Genomic DNA, 23,372 nt, shown 5'->3' on the forward strand with positions numbered 1-23,372 from the left:
CGCCGAGGACGACGGCTCCGTCGCGAGGGGCGGAACGGCGACCGGCGGAGTGCGCCACCGTCAGCGGAGCGTGTCGTCGGCCAGCAGTTCCCGCAGCTCGGTCACCACAGCCTCGGCGTCCGTGCCGTCCAGTGCGGCGAGGGCAGCGCGCCACTGCTCGTACGCCTCCTGGGCCCGCCCGTGCTGTCGCAGCAGAAGCCCGAGCTGGTGGCGGCCGAGGCCACCTGAGTAGCGGTCGGCCCGGGCGTCGGCGCGGCGGAGCAGCTCCGCGCACTCCCGGACGGCCCGCTCGGTCCGGCCGAGCAGCCGCAGGGCGCGGACGAGACCGAGCCGGGTCTGCGATTCGCCGTGCCAGTCGCCGTGGCCGCCGAGAATGCGCAGGCTCTCCTCGAAGTGCCCCGCGGCGGCGGCCGGTTCGCCGAGGGTCAGGTGGGCGTAGCCGATGTTGCAGTGGGCGGTGTGCTGCACGATCACGTTCCCGATCTCGTCGCCGATGGCGAGGGAACGCCGGTGCTGCTCGATGGCGGCGCGCGCGTCGGTGTGCTCGTAGAGGTTGCCGAGGTGGCTGTGGGTGATCGCCTCGCCGTACGGGTCGTGCAGCCGGCGTGAGTACGCCAGGCTCTGGTGCAGCGCCTGGCCCGACTCGGCGTGCCGGCCGAGCCCTTCCAGCAGCAGGCCCCGGTTGTTGAGGCAGCGGCGGACCCGGGAGGCGGTGCCGAGCCGCCGCCACAGCTCCAGCGAGCGGTCGTTGAGGGCGAGGGCGGCGTTGTGCCGGCCGGTCAGGAAGTGCACGTTGGCGAGATCGCCCAGCGCGTAGGCCTCGGCGGCCTCGTCACCGAGCCGGCGGGCCAGGTCCAGCGCGGCCCGCCCGAGCACCTCCATCTCGGCGACCCGGCCGCTGCGCTGGGCGTACGGGAAGAGCAGACGGACCAGGGCGGACAGCCGGACGGCCCGGCGGTCGCCGGACCGGTCGCCGCCGTACCGCTCCACGAGTGCGACGACGTTCGCCAGCTCCCGGTCGCCCCAGGCGAAGGCGGCCTCGGGTCCGTCGAAGGGCGGCACCGACGCGACGTCGGCGGCGTGGCCGGGCGGCTGGGCCGCGGTGAGGCGGCGGTCGTCCTGGTCGAGGCCGGGTTCGACGATCGCGGTGAGGACGCGTTCGGCGACGGCGGCGTACCAGCGCAGGGCGGTCTCCACGGCGTCGTCGGCGTCGTTGGCGTCGTTCCGGTCGTTCGCGTCGTTCCGGTCGCTCCCGTCGTTCCGGTCGCTCGCGACGTCCCGCGCGACCTCGCGGGCGACCTCACGGGCGAACTCGCGCACCAGGTCGTGCGGGGCGTACCGGCCGTAGGCGGTCTCCTCCAGCAGGGCGACGTCGACGAGTCGGTCGAGGGCGGCCTCGGCACGCCGCTCGTCGGTGCCGGTGAGCCGGGCGAGCAAGGGCACGCCGTAGTCGGGCAGGTGGAGCGCGCCGATGCGGCGCAGAGCCAGGGCCGCGTCCCGGTCCGCCTCGCGGTCGGAGGCGGCGAGAGCGTCGTGGGCGACGGCCAGCGAGCGGCGCACGCTCAGGTCGTCGTACTCCAGGTGATGCAACCGGCCCTCGGTGGCCGTCAGTTGCCCGGCGAGCACATCGGGAGTGAGAGCGCGGCGGGCGGCGAGCCGGGCGGCGACGACGCGCAGGGCGAGGGGGAGGCGGCCGGTGAGTTCGACGAGCGGGTGATCGGCACGGAGCCCGACCAGATCGTCGCGGTCCTCCCGGCCGTCGCGCCCGGAGACCGCGCGCAGCAGGGCGGCGCTCTCCTCACCGGAGAGCGGGGCGAGCGGGTAGCGGCGGACGCCGTCGAGGGCGGTGAGCGGTGAGCGGCTGGTGACGAGTACGGCACAGCCGGGGCCGCCCGGCAGCAGCGGCCGTACCTGGGCGGCGTTCGCGGCGTCGTCCAGGACCAGGAGCGTGCGACCGGGGGCGAGCATGGAGCGCAGCAGCGCGGCGGCGGCGTCGGGGTGTTCGGGGATGTTGCGGGGGTCCGCGCCGAGGTCGCGGAGGAGGGCGGCGAGGGCCTGACCGGGCGTCAGCGGGGTCATGTCCGGGGTGGCGCCGTGCAGGTTGATGTACAGCTGACCGTCGGGGAAACGTTCCTTCAGTGCGTGGGCCACGTGCAGCGCCAGGGCGCTCTTGCCGACACCGGCCATTCCGCTGATGACGGCGACGCGTGCGTGCGGGCCGAGGGTGAGGGTGCGCCGCAGATCACCGCACACGGCGGTACGGCCGGTGAAGTGTGGGGGCGGCGGCGGCAGTTGAGCGGGCCGGGGAGGGGTGCCCGCGCCCCGGGACGGAGCCGGGGGGTCGGGGGCGGCGGCCAGGCCGGGCGGGGGTTCGGAAACGGTCGTGAGGGGGCGGGAGTGGAGGTCGAAGCGGTGGGGGCCGGGGTGGTCAGGGTCGGAGTGGTAGTGGCTCGGATGGCGCGGCTCGGTGGGCGACGCGCCAGGGTGCCGTGGGGGGCCGTACGAGCCCTCGGCATGCGGCGCGTCGGCACGACCGGCACCGGCCCGCCCGGCAGCGCCCCTCCCGGCACCACCCCGCACGGTGCCGGCACCCTCGCCGCCGGCACCCTCGCCGTCGGCACGACCGGCACCGGCCCGCCCGGCGCCGCCCCGCTCGGCATCAGCCCGCCCGGCGTCGCCCCGCCATGCATCGGCACGTCCATCAGCACGCCCATCAGCACGTCCGGTGTCGGCCCGCCCGCTGTGACCGTCCTGCGCGGTGGAGCCGCGCAAGCCGGCCTCCTGCGCGGCGGAGCCCGAGGCAGGCGAACCCGACGCGGGGCGCGACGCAGGAACCGATCCAGGAGCCGAGGCGGGACCCGACGCAGGCGCCGCCCCGGGACCCGACGCAGGCGCCGCCCCGGGACCCGACGCAGGCGCCGCCCCGGAGCCCGACGCAGGCGCCGCCCCGGAGCCCGACGCAGGGGCTGGCGCAAGGGCCGACGAGGGAGCCGTCGCAGGTGAGCCGCGCAGCCCGCCGTCCCGCCCGGCGACTCCGCCCGCCGCGCCGTCACCGCGGCCGTCCCGCCCGGCGACTCCGCCCGCCGCGCCGTCGCCCCCGGCCTCCCGCAGTACCTCGACGTGCGCGGCCCGCATCGCCGGGCCCGGTTCGACGCCGAGTTCCTCGACGAGACGGGCGCGCAGGTCGCGGTGGACGGCGAGGGCCTCGGCCTGCCGGCCGGTGCGGTGCAGGGCGAGCATCAGCTGACGGTGGTACGCCTCCCGGAGCGGATACTCGGCGACGAGCGCGGCCAACTCCGGTACCAGGCCGGACAGTCGCGCGCCCCCGAGGGCCAGCTCGGCGTCGTACCGCCACTCCAGGAGCAACAGCCGCGCCTCCTGGAGCCGCTGGGTGAAGGCGTAGCCGCCCAGTTCGGCGGGCAGCCCGGCAAGCGGCGCGCCCCGCCACAGCGAGAGCGCGGCCGTGGCCTCCGACACGACCCGCGCCCACTCGCCACGGGCGTGCGCGGCGCGCGCCCCGGCGGCCAGGGACTCGAAGACGTGGACGTCGAGTTCGCCCTCCTCTACGCGCAGGAGGTACCCGGTCGGCACGGTGCGCAGCCGTCCGGGCTCGTCGAGCAGCCGCCGCAGCCGGGTCACGTGATTGTGCAGGGAGGCGTGGGCGGACGGAGGCGGGGCGCCGCCCCACAACGCGTCCTTGAGGGACTCGACGGAGACGACCCGACCCGCCTCCAGCAGCAGCGCGGCCAGCAGCGCACGCGACTTGGGCCCGGCGACGCCGCGCACCCGGGCGCCGACGCCGTCACCGACACCCTCGCTCCGGACGCCGTTCCGGACGCCGCCCCGGATTTCGTAGAGAACCGGCGGCCCCAGCAGTCCGAACCGCAGCCGGTACCGCTCCACGCCGCCCACAGCCTTCCTCACGGCGGTTCTCCGCCATCTTCACCACGACTCTTGACGTGCGCCTTCCGCTCCGCCCCGACGGAGAACCGTTGGCCATATGTTAGCGATTCGTTGGCAAGGCCTGATGTGATCACATCATCGGAGCCCGGCCCGGGGGTGCGCGCGTACGACGCGTTGCTCGGGGGAGTGTCGCCGCCGCGGCCGGCTTCCGTGGACGCACGAGGGCCCGGTCGGCAGAGGTGACCGACCGGGCCCTCGTCCTGTCGTGCCACCGCCCGCCCCCGGGTGTCAGCCACCGGCCGTCGGCTCGCCGGCACCCTGGAGAGGCGCGTCGACGTCCACGGTGTCGAAGACCTCGCCGTCCTCGTCGTAGGCCGTGACCCTGAACGACGTGAAACGCGGCAGCCCGGCGGTGTCCAGGAAGTACACGCCCCAGCCCGGGCGGCCGGGCAGCGTGAACAGTTCGGCCCGGTGGTCGACGCCCGCCACGGTCACCACGATGCGCCGGGGTGCTTCCGTAAGCCGCCAGGCGCCGTCGAGCCGCTGGACGCCCCGCCCGGCGCTGGAGTCGTACCCGACACTGATGCTCCTCCGGCGCAGGCCGTGGCCCAGCCGCGCGGAGCGGGCGTACTCCACCGCCTCAGGGAACCGCTCCGCCTCCGTGATGACATAGTTCTGCCGGCCCTCGGGCAGCAGTCCGAGCCGCAGGTCCGGCGTCAGGGTGGCCGGCTCGTACGGCTGGACCGTCCGTAGCCCGGGCCCGGCCGGGCTGGGGGACGCGGGTGCGGTCACGGCGGGTTCCACGTGGTCCGGAAGCGGCGAACCGGACAGCGGCGGCAGCCCGCCCAGTACCGCCGTCCCGGCCAGCGCGGCCAGTACCGTGAGGGCCGCCGCGCCGCTCAACACCGCCCGGTGGCGCCGGCGTCGGGCCCGGCCCGCCCGTACCACGGCGTCCACCGGCGCGGGGCCGAGCGGCAGCCCGTCGGCCGCCCGGCGCAGGGCCTCGCTCAGCTCGGCCTCCGGGTACTTCCGGTCGTCGTTCATGGGCGTTCGCTCGCTGTGAGTCGGGGCACTTCGGCGCGCAGCCTGGTCAGCGCGCGGGCGGTCTGGCTGCGGACGGTACCCACGCTGGTACCGAGCAGTTCCGCGACCTCGCTCTCGCTGCGGTCCTCCAGGTAGCGCAGTACGACGGTGGCGCGCTGGCGGACGGGCAGCGCGCGCAGGGCCGCCAGCAGGACGTCCCGTTCGACGAGCCGGTCCGTGCAGTCGGGGGCGGAGCGCTCCGGCAGCCAGTGGGTGAGCCACTCACCGAGCTTGCGGCGGCGCAGCCGGTCGGCGTTGGTGTTGATGAGGATGCGCCAGACGTACGCCTCCGGGCTGCGGGCGCCCAGGATCCGCTCCCAGCGCGTGTACGCGCGTGCCAGCGCCGCCTGCACCAGGTCCTCCGCGTCCTGGTGGTGCCCGGTCAGCAGATGGGCCGTGCGCAGCAGTCGGGGCCAGTTGCCGTCGACGAACGAACGGAATTCGTCCTCCGCGCTCTTGTTCACCTGGCGTCCTGGTCTGTCGGTGTCCGGGCCGCGCCGGGGCCCCCTCCCCGGCGCGGCAGTCGATGAACGGTCGGGACGTCAGCCCGCGAGCCAGGGCTCGTGCCTCACCGCGGCGAAGGCCCGTCCGTTCTGGTCGTGAGCGGTCACCGTGAAACTGCCCGGCAGATCCTGGCCCCGGGTGTCGAGGTAGAAGGTGCCCCAGCCGGGCTTGCCCGGAAGCCGCACGATCTGCGCCGCGTAGTCGATGTCGTTCCCGAAGGACACGGTGATGTCGCGCGGCGTCCCCGCAAGGCGCCAGGCACCGCTGATCAGCGTGACCTCACCCTGCTCCGTGGAGACGCCCAGGCTGATGCTGTCCGGTCGGATGTCGTCGCCGACGTATCCCTTGGCCGCCTCGATCTCCGCCGAGAAGCGGTCGGGCGAGCTGATCACGTAGTTCTGCCTGCCCGTCGGCAACAGCCCCATCCGGAGCTCGTCGTTGATGACCACGGGCTCGTACGGCTCGACGACCTTGACCTCCAGTCCGCCGAACACCGAAACGCCGGAGCCCGGGCCGCCGGAGCCCGGGCCGCCGGACTGCGAGCCGCGGGACTGCGAAACGCCGGAACCCGGGCCGCCGGACTGCGAGACGCCGGACTCCGAACCACCGGATTCCGACGCGGGGGTGACCGCACGCTCGCCCGCGGGCTGGGGCACGGACGCGGTCGCCGACGTGGCTGCGGACGAGGCCTGTCCCGCGGTCGCGGTGCCCACCCCGGACAGCAGCAGGGCCACCGCCGCACCGGCGGCGAGCGTGAGGCCACGGCGGGTGGCCGGGCGGGGCAGGGTGCGGTGTTCGTACATGCTGGTGTCTCCCGAGGGTGGCGGTGCGCCGGTGGCGGCCCACCGATCGACGCGGTCACCCTTCAGACGCCGGACCATGCGCGGATCTATGTCACCGGGCCCGGTTTCTTTTCTCCGCCACCGCGGACGCCACATCCGCTGAACGCGAAAACCCCAGGTCAGCCTGCATCTGACCTGGGGTTCCAGTGGAGCCGCCTTCGGGATTCGAACCCGAGACCTACGCATTACGAGTGCGTTGCTCTGGCCATCTGAGCTAAGGCGGCGAGCTGTGCGCACCATGGTGCGATCAGCAACGTCGGTAAGTCTACACAGTTTCCGGGGGTGCTTCGTACCGGCCCCGGAGGGCGGGCCTCCGGGGCCGGCAGGCCGGGTCACGAGCAGCGTTTGCCGTTCCCCGGCGCGGTGCCCCGCAGGAGGTACATGTTGATCGTGGAGTCGATGCACGTGCTGCCGCGGCCGTAGGCGGTGTGGCCGTCGCCGTCGTAGGTGAGGAGGCGGCCGGAGGAGAGCTGGCCGGCCAGGGCCTCGGCCCAGCGGTAGGGGGTCGCCGGGTCGCGGGTGGTGCCGACAACGACGATCGGGGCGGCGCCCTCGGCGAGGATGCGGTGCGGCTCACCCTTCGCCGGCACCGGCCAGTACGCGCAGTTCAGCGAGGCCCAGGCGAGGCCCTCGCCGAAGACGGGGGACGCCTTCTCGAAGTCGGGCAGCGCCTTGCGCACCTCCTCCGGGGAGGAGAAGGCGGGCGGGAGGTCGAGGCAGTTCACGGCGGCGTTGGCGAACATCAGGTTGCTGTAGCTGCCGTCGGCGTCCCGCTCGTAGTAACTGTCGGACAGGACCAGCAGGCCGGCGCCGTCCTTCTCCTTCATCGCCGCCGTCAGCGCCTCGCGCAGCTGCTGCCAGGCGCCCTCGTCGTACATCGCCGCGATCACGCCCGTGGTCGCCAGGGATTCGGTGAGCCTGCGGCCCTCGGCACCTACGGGGATCGGCTCGGCGTCCAGCCGGTCGAAGAACGCCTTCAGCGCCTTGCCGGCCTCGGCGGGCGACGTGCCCCGGCCGCCCAGCGGGCAGCCGGCCCGCCGCACGCAGTCCTTCGCGAAGGACTGGAACGCCGTCTCGAAGCCCTCCGTCTGCTCCAGGTTCAGCCGGCGCGCGGGCAGCGACGGGTCCATCGCGCCGTCCAGGACGAGCCTGCCCGCCCGGTCCGGGAACAGCCCGGCGTACGTCGCCCCGAGGAACGTCCCGTACGACGCCCCCACGTAGGCCAGCTTCTCGTCCCCCAGCACCGCCCGCAGGATGTCCATGTCACGGGCCGCCTCGACCGTCGAGACGTGGCTCAGCAGCCGAGGCGCGTCGTCCTCGCAGCCCTCGGCGAACTCCTTGTAGCCGGCGACGAGCGCCTCGGTCTCCTTGCCGTCGTCCGGTGTCACGTCCGTCTGCGTGTACGCGTCCATCTCGCGGCCGTCGAGGCACTCCACCGGCTCGCTGCGGGCCACGCCCCGCGGGTCGACCGCCACCATGTCGTAGCGGGCGCGGACCTCCTCGGGGTAGCCGATGCCCGCGTACTGCTGGAGGTAGCCGATCGCCGATCCGCCCGGTCCGCCCGGGTTGACCAGCAGCGACCCCAGGCGCTTGCCCGGGCCGGTGGCCTTCTTGCGGGCCACGGCGAGCCGGACGTCCCCGTCGGACGGCTTCGCGTAGTCGAGCGGCGCCTTCATCGTGGTGCACTGGAAGCCGGGGACACCGCAGTCGCGCCAGCTCAACTGCTGCTCGTAGTACGGCGAAAAGGCCGTCGGCGTGGATTGCGGCAGCGCGGCGAGCGTGCCCTTCGACGCCGAGGTGGCGGAGGTCGACGCCGTCCCGGAGGAGCACGCGGCGGTGAAGAGCGTGGCGGCGAGCAGGGCGAGACCGGTACGGATTCTGCGGGGAGTGCGGGGGGAGCGGTGCGAACGCCTTGTGTGCATTCAGCGAGAGTAACCCTCCGCAATGGCGTGAACGCGCAGTGTGCCGGATGTGGCTCGTACGAGTTACGCCGTCGATCGGCAGGAACGTGGTCCGGCAGGAATGGCCCGGCAGGAACGTCGTCCGGCAGGGAAATGGTCCGGCAGGAACGTGGCCCGGCGGGGACGTGGCTCAGCCCGTTCTGAGCGCCATCGTCATCGCCTCCACCGCCAGCAGCGGCGGCACATTGCGGTCCAGGGCTTCGTGACAGGCCCCGATCGCCTCGATGCGGCGGAGGGTGGCCTCCGGGGTGCTGCCGCGGGCGATGCGGTCCAGGGCGTCCTGGGCGTCGGTGTTGGCGATCGCGACCCGGGAACCGAGCTGAAGGGCGAGCACGTCGCGGTAGAAGGCGGTGAGCTCGGCGAGCGCGAGGTCGAGGCTGTCGCGCTGGGTCCGCTTCTTGCGGCGCTTCTGGTCGTCCTCCAGTTCCTTCATCACGCCCGCCGTGCCGCGCGGCAGCCGGCCGCCCTGGGCCGCCCCCAGCGCCGCCTTCAGCTCTTCGGTCTCCTTGGCGTCCCGGTCCTCGGCGAGCTGCTTGGCGTCCGCCGCCGCCGCGTCGACCAGTTCCTGGGCCGCCTTGAGCGCGGCCCCGACGTCGTCGACCCGAAGCGGCAGCTTCAGCACGGCGGCCCGGCGGTCACGGGCTGCCGGATCGGTGGCCAGCCGCCGGGCCCGCTCGATGTGGCCCTGGGTGGCGCGCGCCGCGGCGGCGGCGACGTCCGGCTCGATGCCCTCGCGCCGGATCAGCATGTCGGCGACGGCCTCGACCGACGGCGTGCGCAGGTTCAGGTGGCGGCAGCGGGAGCGGATGGTGGGCAGCACGTCCTCGATGGAAGGGGCGCACAACAGCCAGACCGTACGGGGGGCGGGCTCCTCCACGGCCTTGAGGACGGCGTTCGCCGATCTCTCGTTGAGCCGCTCGGCGTCCTCGACGAGGATCGTCTGCCAGCGGCCGTTCGCCGGTGAGGTGAAGGACTTGCGGACGGTGTCCCGCATGTCACCGACGCGGATCTCCGCGCCCACGGCCGTCACCGTGCTGACGTCCGCGTGGGTGCCGATCAGCGCTGTGTGGCAGCCGTCGCAGAAGCCGCAGCCGGGGGCGCCGCCGAGCGCGCGGTCGGGGCTCACGCACTGCAGCGCGGCGGCGAAGGCGCGCGCCGTCTGCGTCACGCCCGCGCCCGGCGGCCCGGTGAACAGCCAGGCGTGCGTCATCTTCGACGCCTCGGGCGGCGGGGCGTCGGCCGAGGCCGCGGTGACCAGGGCGTCGGCGTCCCGGGCAGCGGCGGCAAGCTGCTCGCTCACCTTCTCCTGCCCGACCAGGTCGTCCCACACGGTCATGGGTCACGCCGTCCTTCCGTCACACTGCGTCGCGCCATCCATTGTGCGGGCGGCCACTGACAACGGGGCGCGATGCGGTCGCCGACCGGGCCGTGCCGCACGGTCGCCGGCGGCCCGGCGCCGGGGTCAGCGCCCCCGGCCGCCGCGGCCGCCCCGGCCCCGCCGGCCGTCGTCCTCACCGCGGTCGGCGTTGTCGGCGTTGTCCGCGGGGCCGCCGTGGTCACCGTGGTCACTGTGGCCACCGTGATCACCGTCGTCATGCGGTCCGAGCAGCTCGTCGGCCAGCGTCGGCAGGTCGTCCAGCGGCGTCTCCTCGGCCCAGTCGGGCCGGCGCCGACGGCGCCCCGTCCGCTCGGCGTCACCCTGCGGCCCTTCCTGGGGCTCGACCTGGGGCAGCTCGCGCGTGCGGTCGTCACCGGAGCCGTCGGGGCCCCCGGCGGCCTGGTCCTCGTCCCGGAACAAGCCCGGCGGAACCCGGCCGGCCGGGTCGTCCCCACGTACGGGCGGCAGCACGGCCGTCTCGTCCGATGCGCCCCGCGGCACAGACGGCAGCACGGCCGTCTCGTCCGCGGCACCCGGCGGCACGGGCGGCAGCACCGCCGTCTCGTCCGCCGCACCCGGCGACACCGGCGGCTTGGGCAGCTCGGTCGTCACCTCGGCCTCGGACGGTCCGGAACGCTCCCCGGCCGCCTCCGCGTCGTCCTCGGCGGTCTCGTCCCGCACCGGCCGCAGCACCGCCGTGTCCTCCACCGGACCGCCGGAGGCGTTCGTCGGCGCCACCACGGGCGTCGGCACGGTCATCGCGTCCGGCGCCGACTGCGCCTGCGACTGCGGCGGGGCGGAGCGGGGCGCCCGGGGAGCGTCCGCCGCGGGCGGAACCGTCGGCTTGGGCCCCGCCGCTGCCGCTGCCGCCGCCTGCTCCGCCGCCCGGCGCGCCTCCTCGGCCCGCAGCAGGGCCTCCTCGGCCTTCCGCTGCTTCTCCAGGCGGAGCGCCTCGGCCTCGGCACGCAGCCGCGCCTCCTCCTCGGCCTGCTTGCGGCGCCGTTCCTCCTCGGCCTTGCGGCGGGCCTCCTCCTCGGCGCGGGCCTTCTCCTCGGCCAGGAGCCGGGCCCGCTCCTCCTCGGCCTTCCGGCGTGCTTCCTCGGCCCGCTGCCGGGCCTCCTCCGCCTGCCGTTCCGCCTCGCGCCGCTGGGCCTCCTCCAGCTCGCGCCGCTTGCGCTCCTCCTCCTCGGCGCGCAGCCGCTCCAGCTGCTCCTGGCGCTCGCGCTCCAGGCGCTCCTCCTCGGCCTTGCGGGCGGCTTCTTCCTCGGCCTTGCGCCGGGCCTCCTCCTCGGCCTTGCGGCGCGCCTCCTCCCGCGCCTCGATCTCCGCCTGGGACAGCGGCAGCACCCGGTCGAGCCGGTGCCGTACGGCCGCGGTGACGGCCTCCGGCTCCTGGCCGGCGTCCACCACCAGATAGCGCCCGGGGTCGGCCGCGGCCAGCGTCAGGAAACCGGCCCGCACGCGCGCGTGGAACTCGGCGGGCTCCGACTCCAGCCGGTCGGGCGCCTCGGTGAACCGCTCGCGCGCGGTCTCCGGCGGCACGTCCAGCAGGACGGTCAGGTGCGGGACCAGTCCGTTCGTCGCCCAGCGGTTGATGCGGGCGATCTCGGTCGGCGAGAGGTCGCGCCCGGCGCCCTGGTAGGCCACCGAGGAGTCGATGTACCGGTCGGAGATGACCACGGCGCCGCGCTCCAGCGCGGGCCGGACCACCGTGTCGACGTGCTCCGCGCGGTCAGCGGCGTACAGCAGGGCCTCCGCGCGGTGCGACAGGCCGGCACTCGACACGTCGAGGAGGATCGACCGCAGGCGCTTGCCGACCGGCGTCGCCCCGGGCTCGCGCGTCAGCACGACCTCGTGGCCCTTGGCCCGAATCCACTCGGCGAGGGCCTCGGCCTGGGTGGACTTCCCGGCGCCGTCGCCGCCCTCCAGGGCGATGAAGAAACCGTTCGACGCGGGTGCCGGCACCGGGTCGTCGCCGCCGAGCAGCGCGTCCCGCAGGTCGTGGCGCAGCGGTACCCCGGAGCGGTCGTCGACCTTGGCCAGCACCAGTGCGGCCACCGGCAGCAGCAGCGCGCCGATCAGCATCAGCGTGAACGCGGCGCCGCCGTGCGCGAAGACGAACTTGCCGCTCTCCAGCCGGTGCGGCCCGATCCCCGCGGCCACCAGGGGGGCGATCACCACGCCGAGCGCCACGCAGACCCGCACGCACGCGTGCAGGTGATCGGTGATCCGCGCCCGGCGGTGGTCCTCGGTCTCCTGGTCGAGCAGGGTGTGCGCGACGTTGGCGGCGACGCCCGCGCCGACACCGGCCAGGACCAGGAGCAGCAGCACGCTGGTGTCGTCCGGCACCAGCCCGGCGGCCAGCAGGGCGACGCCCGCGAAGGCGGTCGCCAGGGCCAGCAGCCGGCGGCGCGACAGGGAGGGCAGCAGGGCGGGGGCCGTGCGGATGCCGACGACGACGCCGCCGGTCAGCGCGCCCACCATCAGCCCGTACAGCACGGGGCCGCCGCCCAGGTCCTTGGCGTGCAGCACCGCCACGGCGACCGCGGCCGACACCGCGCAGGCGACCGCGGCACCGGCGAGCACCAGCAGCGGCAGAACACCGGTGCGGCCCTTCTCGGCGCCCGCGGCGGTCTTCGGGCGGCGCAGGCCCTCCAGTGGCGACCGCGCGCGCGGCGTACGCGTCGCGGGCAGCTCCAGGAAGGTCACCACGGACAGCGACGCGGCGAACAGTCCGGCCGCGACGTACGACCCGAGGGCCGCCTGGTGCTCGGCGAACCAGTCGATGCCCGCGCCCAGCAGGTTGTTCAGCAGCCCGGCGACGACGAGCGCCACCGCCGCGAGCGGTACGGCCACGAAGGCGGTGCGCAGCGACAGGCGGCGCAGCGCGTCCATGTGGTCCGGCAGCGGGCGTACGGTCGCGCCCTCCAAGGGCGGTGCGGGCAGCAGCGCGGGGGCCGCGCTCTCCCGGCAGACGCTCCAGAAGCGCTCGGCGACGCCGGTGACGAAGACGGTCACCAGCAGGACGGCGAGGGCCTCGTCCGGCATCCAGTCGATCCACAGGGGCGCCACGATCAGCAGCGCGGCCCGCAACCCGTCCGCGCCGACCATGGTCCAGCGGCGGTCCAGCGGGCCGTCCGGCGAGGTGAGCGAGGTGAGCGGACCGAGGAGGACGGCGCCGAAGAGCAGCGTCGCCAGGATGCGCACGCCGAAAACGGTCGCCACTGCGAACGCCACGCCTCTGTAGCCGCCGCCGAACGAGCCCGTGGCGACGGCCGCCTGCAGGGACAGGACGACCAGGACCAGCAGGGCGAGCGTGTCGCCGACACCGCCCACGAGCTGTGCGCTCCACAACCGCTTCAACTGCGGCTGGCGCAGCAGGGCGCGGACGGCGCGCTCGCGGGAGTCCGCGACCAGGGCATCGTCAGGGGCCGGCTGAGGGGCCGTTGGCTGCTCGGCTCGCGTCATGCATTCAGCCTATCGGGACGCACCGACACTCCCGCGCCGACGCCCGAACGTACGCGCGCCCCGACACCGAATCGATGCCGGGGCGTTCGTTTTGCGAAGAGCGGGTGCCGCGGAGCGGTTCCCGGGCTCGCCCAGGAGTTCCTGAGCCGGGCTCAGTCCCCGCTCCGTCGTCGGTCCCGCTCGGTCGTCGGTCCCGCTCCGTCGTCGGTCCCGCTCCGTCGTCGGTCCCGCTCCGTCGTCGGTCCCGCTCCGTCGTCGGTCCCGCTCCGTCGTCGGTCCCGCTCCGTCGTCGGTCCCGCTCCGTCGTCGGTCCCGCTCCGTCGTCGGTCCCGCTCCGTCGTCGGTCCCGCTCCGTCGTCGGTCCCGCTCCGTCGTCGGTCCCGCTCCGTCGTCGGTCCCGCTCGGTCGTCGGTCCCGCTCGGTCAGTCCTCGGCCGTCTTCGACGCGGTCGCCTTCTTCGCCGCGGCCGTGGTCTTGGCCGTCGTCTTCTTGGCGGCCGTCTTGGTGGCCGTCTTGGTGGCCGTCGTCTTCTTCGCCGCGGTGGTCTTCTTGGCCGCGGTCTTCTTCGCCGGTGCCTTCTTCGCGGTCGTCTTCTTGGCGGCCGACTTCTTCGCCGTCTTCTTGGCGGGCCCCTTGGCGCGCTTCTCGGCGAGCAGCTCGAAGCCGCGCTCCGGCGTGATCGTCTCCACACTGTCGCCGGACCGCAGGGTCGCGTTGGTCTCGCCGTCGGTGACGTACGGGCCGAAACGGCCGTCCTTGACCACGACCGGCTTCTCGCTGACCGGGTCGGTGCCCAGCTCCTTCAGCGGCGGCTTGGCCGCGGCCCGACCGCGCTGCTTGGGCTGGGCGTAGATCGCCAGCGCCTCCTCCAGCGTGATCGTGAAGATCTGCTCCTCGGACTGCAGGGACCGCGAGTCCGTGCCCTTCTTCAGGTACGGGCCGTAGCGGCCGTTCTGCGCGGTGATCTCGGTGCCGTCCGCGTCGGTGCCGACGACGCGCGGCAGCGCCATCAGCTTCAGGGCGTCCTCCAGCGTCACCGTGTCCAGCGACATCGACTTGAGCAGCGAGGCCGTCCGCGGCTTCACGGCGTTCTTGCCGGTCTTCGGGGTGCCCTCGGGGAGCACCTCGGTGACGTAGGGGCCGTAGCGGCCGTCCTTGGCGACGATGGTGTGGCCGGTGGCCGGGTCGGTGCCCAGCTCGAAGTCGCCGCTCGGCTTGGCGAGCAGTTCCTCCGCCAGCTCGACGGTCAGCTCGTCCGGCGCGAGGTCGTCCGGGATGTCCGCGCGCTGGTGCTGCTCGGTGTCCTTCTCGCCGCGCTCGATGTACGGGCCGTAGCGGCCGACGCGGAGCACGATGTCGTTGCCGACGGGGAACGAGGAGACCTCGCGGGCGTCGATCGCGCCCAGGTCGGTCACCAGCTCCTTGAGGCCGCCGAGGTGGTCGCCGTCGCCGTTGCCCGCGTCGGCCGCCACGCCCGCGCCGGAGCCCTCGCCGAAGTAGAAGCGGCGCAGCCACGGCACGGCCTGCGCCTCACCGCGGGCGATGGCGTCGAGGTCGTCCTCCATCTTGGCGGTGAAGTCGTAGTCGACGAGCCGGCCGAAGTGCTTCTCCAGGAGGTTGACCACGGCGAAGGACAGGAAGGACGGGACGAGTGCCGTGCCCTTCTTGAACACATAGCCGCGGTCGAGGATCGTGCCGATGATCGACGCGTACGTCGACGGGCGGCCGATCTCCCGCTCCTCCAGCTCCTTGACCAGCGAGGCCTCGGTGTAGCGGGCCGGGGGCTTGGTGGCGTGGCCGTCGACCGAGATCTCCTCGGCGGTGAGCCGGTCGCCCTCGGCGACCTGCGGCAGCCGGCGCTCACGGTCGTCCAGCTCGGCGTTCGGGTCGTCGGCACCCTCGACGTAGGCCTTCAGGAAGCCGTGGAAGGTGATCGTCTTGCCGGACGCACTGAACTCGACGTCCCGGCCGTCCGACGCCGTGCCGCCGATCTTCACGGTGACGCTGTTGCCGGTGGCGTCCTTCATCTGGGAGGCGACGGTCCGCTTCCAGATCAGCTCGTACAGCTTGAACTGGTCGCCGGTCAGACCGGTCTCCGCCGGGGTGCGGAAGCGGTCGCCGGAGGGGCGGATCGCCTCGTGCGCCTCCTGCGCGTTCTTGACCTTCCCGGCGTACGTGCGCGGCTGCGCCGGCAGGTAATCGGCGCCGTACAGCTGCGTGACCTGGGCGCGGGCGGCGGCGACCGCCGTGTCGCTCAGCGTCGTGGAGTCCGTACGCATGTACGTGATGTAGCCGTTCTCATACAGCTTCTGGGCGATCTGCATGGTCGCCTTCGCACCGAAGCCGAGCTTCCGCGACGCCTCCTGCTGGAGCGTGGTCGTACGGAAGGGGGCGTACGGCGAGCGGCGGTACGGCTTGGACTCGACGGAGCGGACGGCGAACCGCGTCTGCTCCAGGGCGGCGGCCAGGGCGCGGGCGTTCGCCTCGTCGAGGTGCAGGGTGTTCGCGTTCTTCAGCTGTCCCAGGGAGTCGAAGTCACGGCCCTGGGCGATCCGCCGGCCGTCGACGGTCTGGAGGCGGGCGACCAGCGACGACGGGTCCGACGCGTCCCCCGCGCGGCCGGTCGCGAAGGTGCCCGTCAGGTCCCAGTACTCGGCGGAACGGAACGCGATGCGCTCGCGTTCCCGCTCCACCACGAGCCGGGTCGCCACCGACTGGACACGGCCCGCCGACAGGCGCGGCATGACCTTCTTCCACAGGACCGGCGAGACCTCGTAGCCGTAGAGGCGGTCGAGGATGCGGCGGGTCTCCTGGGCGTCGACGAGCTTCTGGTTGAGCTGGCGCGGATTGGCCACGGCCTCGCGGATCGCGTCCTTGGTGATCTCGTGGAACACCATCCGCTTGACCGGGATCTTCGGCTTGAGGACCTCCTGGAGGTGCCAGGCGATGGCCTCGCCCTCCCGGTCCTCATCGGTGGCGAGGAAGAGCTCGTCGGAGTCCTTGAGCAGGTCCTTGAGCTTCTTGACCTGCGCCTTCTTGTCGGCATTGACCACATAGATCGGCTGGAAGTCGTGTTCGACGTCCACGCCGAGGCGACGGACCTCGCCGGTGTACTTCTCGGGCACCTCGGCGGCGCCGTTGGGGAGGTCGCGGATGTGCCCGACGCTCGCCTCGACGACGTATCCGGGGCCGAGGTAGCCCTTGATCGTCTTCGCCTTGGCAGGCGACTCGACGATGACGAGTCGGCGGCCGCCCTTCGCGGTCTCGCTGGTCGGGGACAACTTCGCTCTTCTCTCCGGTCGACGCTGGGGCCTGACCCAGGCCTGGGTCCCGGGGTCGGGTCTGCTTCCTTGTTCGCTCGTGACGCTGCGGAGTGTGACGGTACCTCCCGCCCCCGTGTCAAACGGGAAAAGTCCGCAAGGGCCACTCGAACGGTAACCCGACGAACCCGGTTCCTGCCGCCCGGAGTGCCCAGCGACCTGTTCGACCGTATCCGGAGCGCGATCTCCCGGTTACCGTGACCGACGTACGGCGGCCGTCCGGAACCCGCCCTTCAGACGCGGGTCAGACACCAGGCGCCGAGGGTCAGGGCGGCCACCGCGGTGACGCCGGCGAAGGTCGCCGACGCGACCTGACTCACACCCTGGGCGACCGGTCGGCGGTGGCGCACCCGGGCCGCCGTCCACACCAGCAAGCCCGCTCCGAACAGGGCGAACACCGTTCCCGCGAAGATCGCCGGTCCACGCTCCATGGTCTCCCGTGCCCCTCTTCCTCCGCCCGCCCATGCCCAGCCTCCAGGAGGCTGACACGGGCGTGCGGCGAGCGGACGAACCCTGGGTGAACGGGGGGCCGACGGGACGCGGCCTGGCTCGTTCCCTCAGGGCCCCGCAGTCTCGAATTTTTCTGAGGTGTCTTTCGACTCCATGGATCCACTCCCCCTCAAGCCCATCTTTTGCACCTCTTGCCCCATATACACCGGTTCGCAATAGGGCGTCCGAGTCCACCGCGCCGGTCCGGCACCCCCTGCGCCCACCTTGCTCACCAGGCCCATCCCACTCACCGGGCCCATCCCACTCACCGGGGCCCATCTCACCGGGCCCGCCCTGCTCCCCAGCCCCGTCTCGCTCACCGCGCCGGTTCGAGGAACCCCTGCTCCACCAGCAGGCGGATCTGCGCGGGCGTACGGTCGCGCAGCAGCACCGGGTCCTCGCCCACCAGCTGGGCGATGGCGTCCAGGATGCGGCCGGCGCTCATCGTGCCGTCGCAGACGCCCGCGAAGCCGGCACCGACCGTGTCGACCTTGGCGGCCCGGCGCATGCCGCGGTTCTGCCGCAGGACGACGTGCTCGGGGTCCTCGGCGCCGGGCAGCCCGACCTGCTCCTGGACGACCTCGCCGGCCAGGGTGAAGTGTGCCTCGAGCAGTGCCGCGTCGTCGTGGGCGCGCAGGTAGTCGAGCCGGTCGAAGTGCGCCCGGACCGTCTCGCCGAGGGGCTGTTCGACCGGGTGCGGCCATTCCTCCACGGTGATGGAGGGCTCGGCGCCCCCGGTCCGGCGCAGGGTGATCCAGCCGAAGCCGATCGCCTTGACCTTGCGCGCCTCGAACTCGTCCAGCCACGCGTCGTACCGCGCCTGGTACCGCGCCACGTCGTCCCGGTGGTCCCCGGCGTCCCGCAGCCACAGCTCGGCGTACTGCGTGACGTCCTGCACCTCGCGCTGGACGATCCACGCGTCGCAGCCGCGCGGCACCCAGGAGCGCAACCGGTCCGTCCACTCCTCCCCCTCCACGTGCTGCCAGTTGGCGAGGAACTGCGCGAACCCTCCCTCGGCCAGCCGGTCCCCCGCCTGCTGAACGAGCGTGCGGCACAGATCGTCCCCGCCCATCCCGCCGTCCCGGTAGGTCAGGCGGGCGCCGGGGGAGATCACGAACGGCGGGTTGGAGACGATCAGGTCGTACCGCTCGTCCTCCCGGACGGGCGTGAACAGCGAGCCCTCGCGCAGGTCGGCGGCCGGGACGCCGGACAGCGCGAGCGTGAGCGCGGCGATGTGCAGTGCGCGCGGGTTGACGTCGGTCGCCGTCACGCGCGTGGCGTGCGTCGCGGCGTGCAGCGCCTGGATGCCGGAGCCGGTGCCGAGGTCGAGGGCGGCGGCGACCGGCGTGCGGACGGTGATGCCGGCGAGGGTGGTGGAGGCGCCGCCGACACCGAGGACGACACCTTCCGCGCGGCTGCCGATCCCGGCGGCGCCGCCGACCGCGCACCCCAGGTCGGACACGATGAACCAGTCCTCGCCGCCCGGCCCGCCGTACGGCCGTACGTCCACGGTGGCGGCCACCTCACCGTCCCCGGCGGCCATCAGCCACCCGCTGTCCAGGCACTCCTGGACGGGCAGAACGTCCGCCACGCGCGCGTGGGGCGCCGGTTGCTGGAGGAGGAAGAGCCGGACGAGCAGTTCCAGCGGCGTGTCGCCGCGGGTGGCGCGGAGCGCGGGCACGGTCTCGCTGCGGGACAGCGCCGCGTAGGCGGGAGCGCCGAGCAGCTCCAGCAGGCCGTCGGCGGTGAAGGAGGCCCCGAGCAGGGCGTCCCGCAGCCGTGCGGTGACGTCGGGACGGTCGGCGGAGGGCAGGGCGGAGAGGCTGGCGTTACTCACGTCCCCATTGTGACCCCGCGCGCCCCGCCCGGGGCTCAGGGAACCGGCCGTCAGCTGGTCGTGGCCGACGCCGACGAGGTGGCCGACCTGCAGGTGGGCTGCTTGGCCATCGCCTGGCCGACCTCGCCCTCCTCCAGGGTCTTCAGGGCGTCGTTGCCGGTCCTGCCGAGCTTGTCCAGCTCGGTGGCGATGTCCTTGAGGCCGTCGGCGAACTTCGCCTGGTCCTTGGTCTCGAGGGCCTCCACCTGCTTCCTCAGGTCGGCGTACGAGGCGGACAGGCTGTTGAGCTCCGCGACCGCGTCCTTCTGCTTCTTCTCGCCGTTCTCGACGTCGGGGGCCCCGGCCTTCCGCACGGCGGCGCCCATCGCCTTGTAGGCGTCGGACATGTCCTGGAAGGCCTTGGCGTCGGTCTTCTGGACCTCTTCCGGCGTGCTGTTGTCCGAGGTCTCCTTCTGGATCGCGGCGTTGGCGGACGCGATCTTCCTGGCCTGCGGCTGCACGGAGTCGCAGACGTCCTTGGCCCAGGAATTCAGCTTGTCGCTGTTGTCGTCGCTGCCGCATCCCGTCAGCGCCAGTACCAGTACCGCACCGCCGGACAGTGCGGCCGCGAGCTTCTTGTTCACCGGTTTGGTCCCTTCCATGGCTTCCGGCCCCGGAACATACACGCCATCCGGGCGACATCCGCGTGACCAGCACCCCATATGACCGTAATTACAGCCATTTGCACCAAGAGAACAGACGAGAGAAGGCTCACGGCTCGGGGGCGCACACACGCGGCGCACACGCACGACGCGGGCGGGCGACGCGTCAATGCGCGCCGCCCGCCCGCGCCTTGAGCCGGGCCCGTTCCCTCGCGGTGCGCGGGTCTACGAAACCACCGCCGGGTCGGGGGACTTGGGCTCCCGGTCGGCGTTGTCCTCGTCACCCACGGCGATGCCGCGCCGCTTGGAGACGTAGACCGCGCCGATGATCACCACGGCCGAGACGGCCGCGATCAGCACCCGTACGGCGATGCTCTTGTCGGCGCCGTAGGAGAACTGGATCACGGCGGGTGCGATCAGCAGCGCCACCAGGTTCATCACCTTCAGCAGCGGGTTGATCGCCGGTCCCGCGGTGTCCTTGAAGGGGTCGCCGACCGTGTCGCCGATGACCGTGGCGGCGTGGGCATCGCTGCCCTTGCCGCCGTGGTGGCCGTCCTCGACGAGCTTCTTGGCGTTGTCCCAGGCGCCACCGGAGTTGGCCAGGAACACCGCCATCAGCGTGCCCGCGCCGATCGCGCCCGCCAGGAAGGCCCCGAGCGCGCCCACGCCGAGCGTGAACCCGATGAAGATGGGCGCCATCACGGCGAGCAGGCCGGGCGTGGCGAGCTCTCGCAGGGCGTCCCTGGTGCAGATGTCGACGACCTTGCCGTACTCCGGTTTCTCGCTGTAGTCCATGATCCCGGGCTTCTCCCGGAACTGCCGGCGCACCTCGTAGACGACCGAACCCGCCGACCGCGACACGGCGTTGATCGCCAGTCCGGAGAAGAGGAAGACGACCGCCGCGCCGGCGATCAGCCCGACGAGGTTGTTGGGCTGGGAGATGTCCATCATCAAGGTCAGCGGCGCTCCGTCACCGCTGAGCCGTTCGCCCACGTCTCTTGCGCCGGTGGCGATGGCGTCGCGGTACGCCCCGAACAGCGCCGCCGCCGCGAGGACCGCGGTGGCGATGGCGATGCCCTTGGTGATGGCCTTGGTGGTGTTGCCGACGGCGTCCAGGTCGGTGAGGACCTGCGCGCCCTCGCCCTGGACGTCGCCGGACATCTCGGCGATGCCCTGGGCGTTGTCGGAGACCGGCCCGAAGGTGTCCATGGCGACGATCACGCCGACCGTGGTGAGCAGGCCGGTGCCGGCCAGCGCCACCGCGAACAGCGCCAGCGTGATCGACGCGCCACCGAGCAGGAACGCCCCGTAGACACCGAGGCCGATCAACAGGGCGGTGTAGACGGCCGATTCCAGGCCGATGGAGATGCCGGCCAGGATGACGGTGGCGGGGCCGGTGAGCGAGGTCCTGCCGATGTCCTTGACGGGCCGTCGGGTGGTCTCGGTGAAGTAGCCGGTGAGCTGCTGGATCAGGGCGGCCAGCACGATGCCGATCGCCACGGCGACGAGGGCGAGGACGCGCGGGTCGCCGCTCTTGCCCGAGATCGCCGCGTCGGTGACGCCGTCGAGCTCGGAGTACCTTCCGGGCAGGTACAGGAAGACGGCCGCCGCCACCAGCACCAGCGAGATCGTCGCGGAGATGAAGAACCCGCGGTTGATCGCGGACATGCCGCTGCGGTCGGCACGGCGCGGTGCCACGGCGAAGATGCCGATCATGGCCGTGACCACGCCGATCGCGGGCACCAGCAGCGGGAACGCCAGCCCGGAGTCACCGAAGGCGACCTTGCCGAGGATCAGCGCGGCCACCAGCGTCACGGCGTACGACTCGAAGAGGTCGGCCGCCATGCCCGCACAGTCGCCGACGTTGTCGCCCACGTTGTCGGCGATGGTCGCGGCATTGCGCGGATCGTCCTCCGGGATCCCCTGCTCGACCTTGCCGACCAGGTCGGCGCCGACGTCGGCGGCCTTGGTGAAGATGCCGCCGCCCACCCTCATGAACATGGCGATGAGCGCCGCGCCGAGGCCGAAGCCCTCCAGCACCTTCGGCGCGTCGGCCGCGTACACCAGCACCACGCAGGAGGCGCCCAGCAGGCCGAGCCCCACCGTGAACATGCCGACGACGCCACCCGTGCGAAATGCGATCTTCATCGCTTTGTGCGAGACGAGGGTGAGATCCTTTTTCGGCTCTCCCTCGCCCGGTGTCGCTTCCCGCGCCGCCGCGGCGACGCGCACATTGCTGCGCACGGCGAGCCACATGCCGATATAGCCGGTGCCCGCCGAGAACGCCGCACCGATCAGGAAGAACACCGATCGTCCGGCACGCTGATTCCAGTCGTCCGCGGGCAGCAGCATGAGCAGGAAGAACACGACGACGGCGAATACGCCGAGCGTGCGCAGCTGCCGGGCCAGATAGGCGTTCGCGCCTTCCTGGACGGCCGCCGCGATCTTCTTCATGCTGTCGGTTCCCTCGCCCGCCGCGAGCACCTGGCGCACCAGGATGCCCGCGACCACCAGCGCTGCGAGCGCGACGGCGGCGATGACCGCCACCATGACGCGGTTGCCGTCGGTCAGCACGGCGGCTGCGAGGGTCGAGGGGTCGCCCAACTGATGAGGGTCCAACCGATGGGTAGAAAGCTCCGCCATTCGTCCTCCTTGACGCTTGGGCTGAGCTCAAGATGTGGACGGATTGTAGGTAACCGGAAGCTGATCAAAACAGTGCGCGACAAATAGAATTGGCCTGTCAATCGGATAGCGGTAATGCCCTGAAAGCATTGAGGGAGATCAAAAGGCCGTGATCCATTTGTCGTGCGGCTGTTCGTGAATTCATTCACTTAGCGCCCGCACGAACCCACTGTATGCGTGAGCTGCTGTTTCCGCACATGACAAAGGGCCCTACGAGGTAGGGCCCTTCGGAGGACTGGTGAGGGACGGCCCGAGACGGCTGACGGCTGACGGCTGACGGCTGACGGCTGACGGCTGACGGCTGACGGCTGACGGGGCGAGCGTCAGGCCATCGGCACGATCGGGTCGGCGGTCGGCCAGGTCATGCGGATCAGGCCGCCGTCCTCCCCGGCGGTGACCTCGACGTCGTCGACGAGCCCGCTGATGACCGCGAGGCCCATCTCGTCCTCATCGGCCTCCACGTCGTCGCCGGCTCCGGGGCCGGCGCCCCCGGGTGTCGCGTGCGGCGCCTCGTCGCCGACCTCGATGGAGAACTGCTTCTCCTCCTCGATCAGCGACACCTTCACCGGCGCCGTGATGCCCACGCTCTGATGCAGCCCGACGGCCCGGGTGCAGGCCTCGCCGACGGCGAGCCTGACCTCGTCGAGGACGGCCTCGTCCACTCCGGCCCTGCGTGCCACCGCGGCCGCCACCAGCCGGGCGGTCCGTACATGCTCGGGCAACGCGCTGAAGCGGAGTTCGACGGTGGCCATGCATCCCCCTCTGAAACTACGGGCGTGCGGTCGAAAGGGGCCGGGCCGCCGAAGCCCGGCCCCTCCGGTTCAACGTCAACTCGGCGTCCCGGGCCCGCGGGCCCGGGATCGGTGCCGGTCGTCAGTCGGTGGCCGCCACCGCTTCCTCGACCGAGGTGTGAATCGGGAACACCTTGGTGAGGCCGGTGATGCGGAAGATCTTGAGAATGCGCTCCTGGTTGCAGACCAGGCGGAGCGAGCCCTCATGGGCACGCACCCGCTTCAGGCCGCCGACCAGCACGCCGAGCCCGGTGGAGTCGAGGAAGTCCACGCCCTCCATGTCGACGACGAGGTGGAAACTCCCGTCGTTCACCAGCTCGACCAGCTGCTCGCGCAGCTTGGGCGCGGTGTATACGTCAATTTCGCCACCGACCTCGACGACCGTACGATCGCCGACGGTACGGGTCGACAGGGACAGGTCCACGGATCCTCCAGCACCTTGCTATCGAGCGGTCGTCCCTCGGGACATTTCG

General features: G+C 72.8%; 14 protein-coding genes and 1 tRNA gene. All 15 read right to left on the reverse strand.

Annotated features, from left to right (window positions below):
- Positions 1 to 60: 60 nt before the first annotated feature.
- Positions 61 to 3,924, reverse strand: a complete 3,864-nt coding sequence (locus ACLGIH_RS15040) for an AfsR/SARP family transcriptional regulator (protein WP_416525755.1) — start codon at positions 3,922 to 3,924, stop codon at positions 61 to 63.
- 267 nt (positions 3,925 to 4,191) lie between these two features.
- Positions 4,192 to 4,947, reverse strand: coding sequence for a hypothetical protein (locus ACLGIH_RS15045; protein ID WP_416525756.1), 756 nt, complete (start codon positions 4,945 to 4,947; stop codon positions 4,192 to 4,194).
- On the reverse strand, positions 4,944 to 5,450 hold the full coding sequence (locus tag ACLGIH_RS15050; protein WP_416525757.1) for a SigE family RNA polymerase sigma factor: 507 nt from the start codon (positions 5,448 to 5,450) through the stop codon (positions 4,944 to 4,946). The genes ACLGIH_RS15045 and ACLGIH_RS15050 overlap by 4 nt, the downstream gene beginning before the upstream one ends.
- Positions 5,451 to 5,528: 78 nt before the next feature.
- Positions 5,529 to 6,293, reverse strand: coding sequence for a hypothetical protein (locus ACLGIH_RS15055; RefSeq protein ID WP_416525758.1), 765 nt, complete (start codon positions 6,291 to 6,293; stop codon positions 5,529 to 5,531).
- Between the two features lie 186 nt (positions 6,294 to 6,479).
- Positions 6,480 to 6,556 (reverse strand) — tRNA-Thr (locus tag ACLGIH_RS15060).
- 108 nt (positions 6,557 to 6,664) lie between these two features.
- On the reverse strand, positions 6,665 to 8,254 hold the full coding sequence (locus ACLGIH_RS15065; RefSeq protein WP_416525759.1) for an alpha/beta hydrolase: 1,590 nt from the start codon (positions 8,252 to 8,254) through the stop codon (positions 6,665 to 6,667).
- A 169-nt stretch (positions 8,255 to 8,423) separates the two neighbouring features.
- The gene (locus tag ACLGIH_RS15070; RefSeq protein ID WP_416525760.1) at positions 8,424 to 9,629 is read right to left on the reverse strand and encodes a DNA polymerase III subunit delta'; all 1,206 of its coding nucleotides are present in this window, start codon (positions 9,627 to 9,629) and stop codon (positions 8,424 to 8,426) included.
- Positions 9,630 to 9,755: 126 nt separating this feature from the next.
- Positions 9,756 to 13,139 carry a dTMP kinase gene (gene tmk, locus ACLGIH_RS15075; protein ID WP_416525761.1) on the reverse strand — a complete coding sequence of 1,128 codons (3,384 nt, stop codon included), beginning with the start codon at positions 13,137 to 13,139 and terminating at the stop codon, positions 9,756 to 9,758.
- A 422-nt stretch (positions 13,140 to 13,561) separates the two neighbouring features.
- The gene (gene topA, locus ACLGIH_RS15080) at positions 13,562 to 16,420 is read right to left on the reverse strand and encodes a type I DNA topoisomerase (protein WP_416525762.1); all 2,859 of its coding nucleotides are present in this window, start codon (positions 16,418 to 16,420) and stop codon (positions 13,562 to 13,564) included.
- Positions 16,421 to 16,692: 272 nt separating this feature from the next.
- A complete protein-coding gene (locus ACLGIH_RS15085) occupies positions 16,693 to 16,890 on the reverse strand; it encodes a hypothetical protein (RefSeq protein WP_416525763.1) in 198 nt (65 codons plus the stop codon).
- Between the two features lie 374 nt (positions 16,891 to 17,264).
- A complete protein-coding gene (locus ACLGIH_RS15090) occupies positions 17,265 to 18,785 on the reverse strand; it encodes a DUF7059 domain-containing protein (protein ID WP_416525764.1) in 1,521 nt (506 codons plus the stop codon).
- Between the two features lie 50 nt (positions 18,786 to 18,835).
- The gene (locus ACLGIH_RS15095; protein WP_416525765.1) at positions 18,836 to 19,426 is read right to left on the reverse strand and encodes a small secreted protein; all 591 of its coding nucleotides are present in this window, start codon (positions 19,424 to 19,426) and stop codon (positions 18,836 to 18,838) included.
- Between the two features lie 225 nt (positions 19,427 to 19,651).
- Positions 19,652 to 22,069, reverse strand: a complete 2,418-nt coding sequence (locus ACLGIH_RS15100) for a sodium-translocating pyrophosphatase (RefSeq protein ID WP_416525766.1) — start codon at positions 22,067 to 22,069, stop codon at positions 19,652 to 19,654.
- A gap of 362 nt (positions 22,070 to 22,431) precedes the next feature.
- Positions 22,432 to 22,860 (reverse strand): ATP-binding protein, encoded by a 429-nt coding sequence (locus tag ACLGIH_RS15105; protein WP_416525767.1) that lies wholly within the window; start codon positions 22,858 to 22,860, stop codon positions 22,432 to 22,434.
- 121 nt (positions 22,861 to 22,981) lie between these two features.
- On the reverse strand, positions 22,982 to 23,323 hold the full coding sequence (gene bldG / locus ACLGIH_RS15110) for an anti-sigma factor antagonist BldG (RefSeq protein ID WP_003975386.1): 342 nt from the start codon (positions 23,321 to 23,323) through the stop codon (positions 22,982 to 22,984).
- Between the last annotated feature and the right edge of the window lie 49 nt (positions 23,324 to 23,372).

The sequence above is a fragment of the Streptomyces hamibioticus genome, from assembly GCF_047946815.1.
GTDB lineage: Bacteria > Actinomycetota > Actinomycetes > Streptomycetales > Streptomycetaceae > Streptomyces.

Excerpts from the sequence above, each read along its gene's own strand:
- ACLGIH_RS15045 (WP_416525756.1), bottom strand. The coding sequence starts at position 4,947 with ATGAACGACGACCGGAAGTACCCGGAGGCCGAGCTGAGCGAGGCCCTG.
- ACLGIH_RS15055 (WP_416525758.1), bottom strand. The coding sequence starts at position 6,293 with ATGTACGAACACCGCACCCTGCCCCGCCCGGCCACCCGCCGTGGCCTC.
- ACLGIH_RS15065 (WP_416525759.1), bottom strand. The coding sequence starts at position 8,254 with ATGCACACAAGGCGTTCGCACCGCTCCCCCCGCACTCCCCGCAGAATC.
- ACLGIH_RS15070 (WP_416525760.1), bottom strand. The coding sequence starts at position 9,629 with ATGACCGTGTGGGACGACCTGGTCGGGCAGGAGAAGGTGAGCGAGCAG.
- tmk (WP_416525761.1), bottom strand. The coding sequence starts at position 13,139 with ATGACGCGAGCCGAGCAGCCAACGGCCCCTCAGCCGGCCCCTGACGAT.
- ACLGIH_RS15085 (WP_416525763.1), bottom strand. The coding sequence starts at position 16,890 with ATGGAGCGTGGACCGGCGATCTTCGCGGGAACGGTGTTCGCCCTGTTC.
- ACLGIH_RS15095 (WP_416525765.1), bottom strand. The coding sequence starts at position 19,426 with ATGGAAGGGACCAAACCGGTGAACAAGAAGCTCGCGGCCGCACTGTCC.
- ACLGIH_RS15100 (WP_416525766.1), bottom strand. The coding sequence starts at position 22,069 with ATGGCGGAGCTTTCTACCCATCGGTTGGACCCTCATCAGTTGGGCGAC.
- ACLGIH_RS15105 (WP_416525767.1), bottom strand. The coding sequence starts at position 22,860 with ATGGCCACCGTCGAACTCCGCTTCAGCGCGTTGCCCGAGCATGTACGG.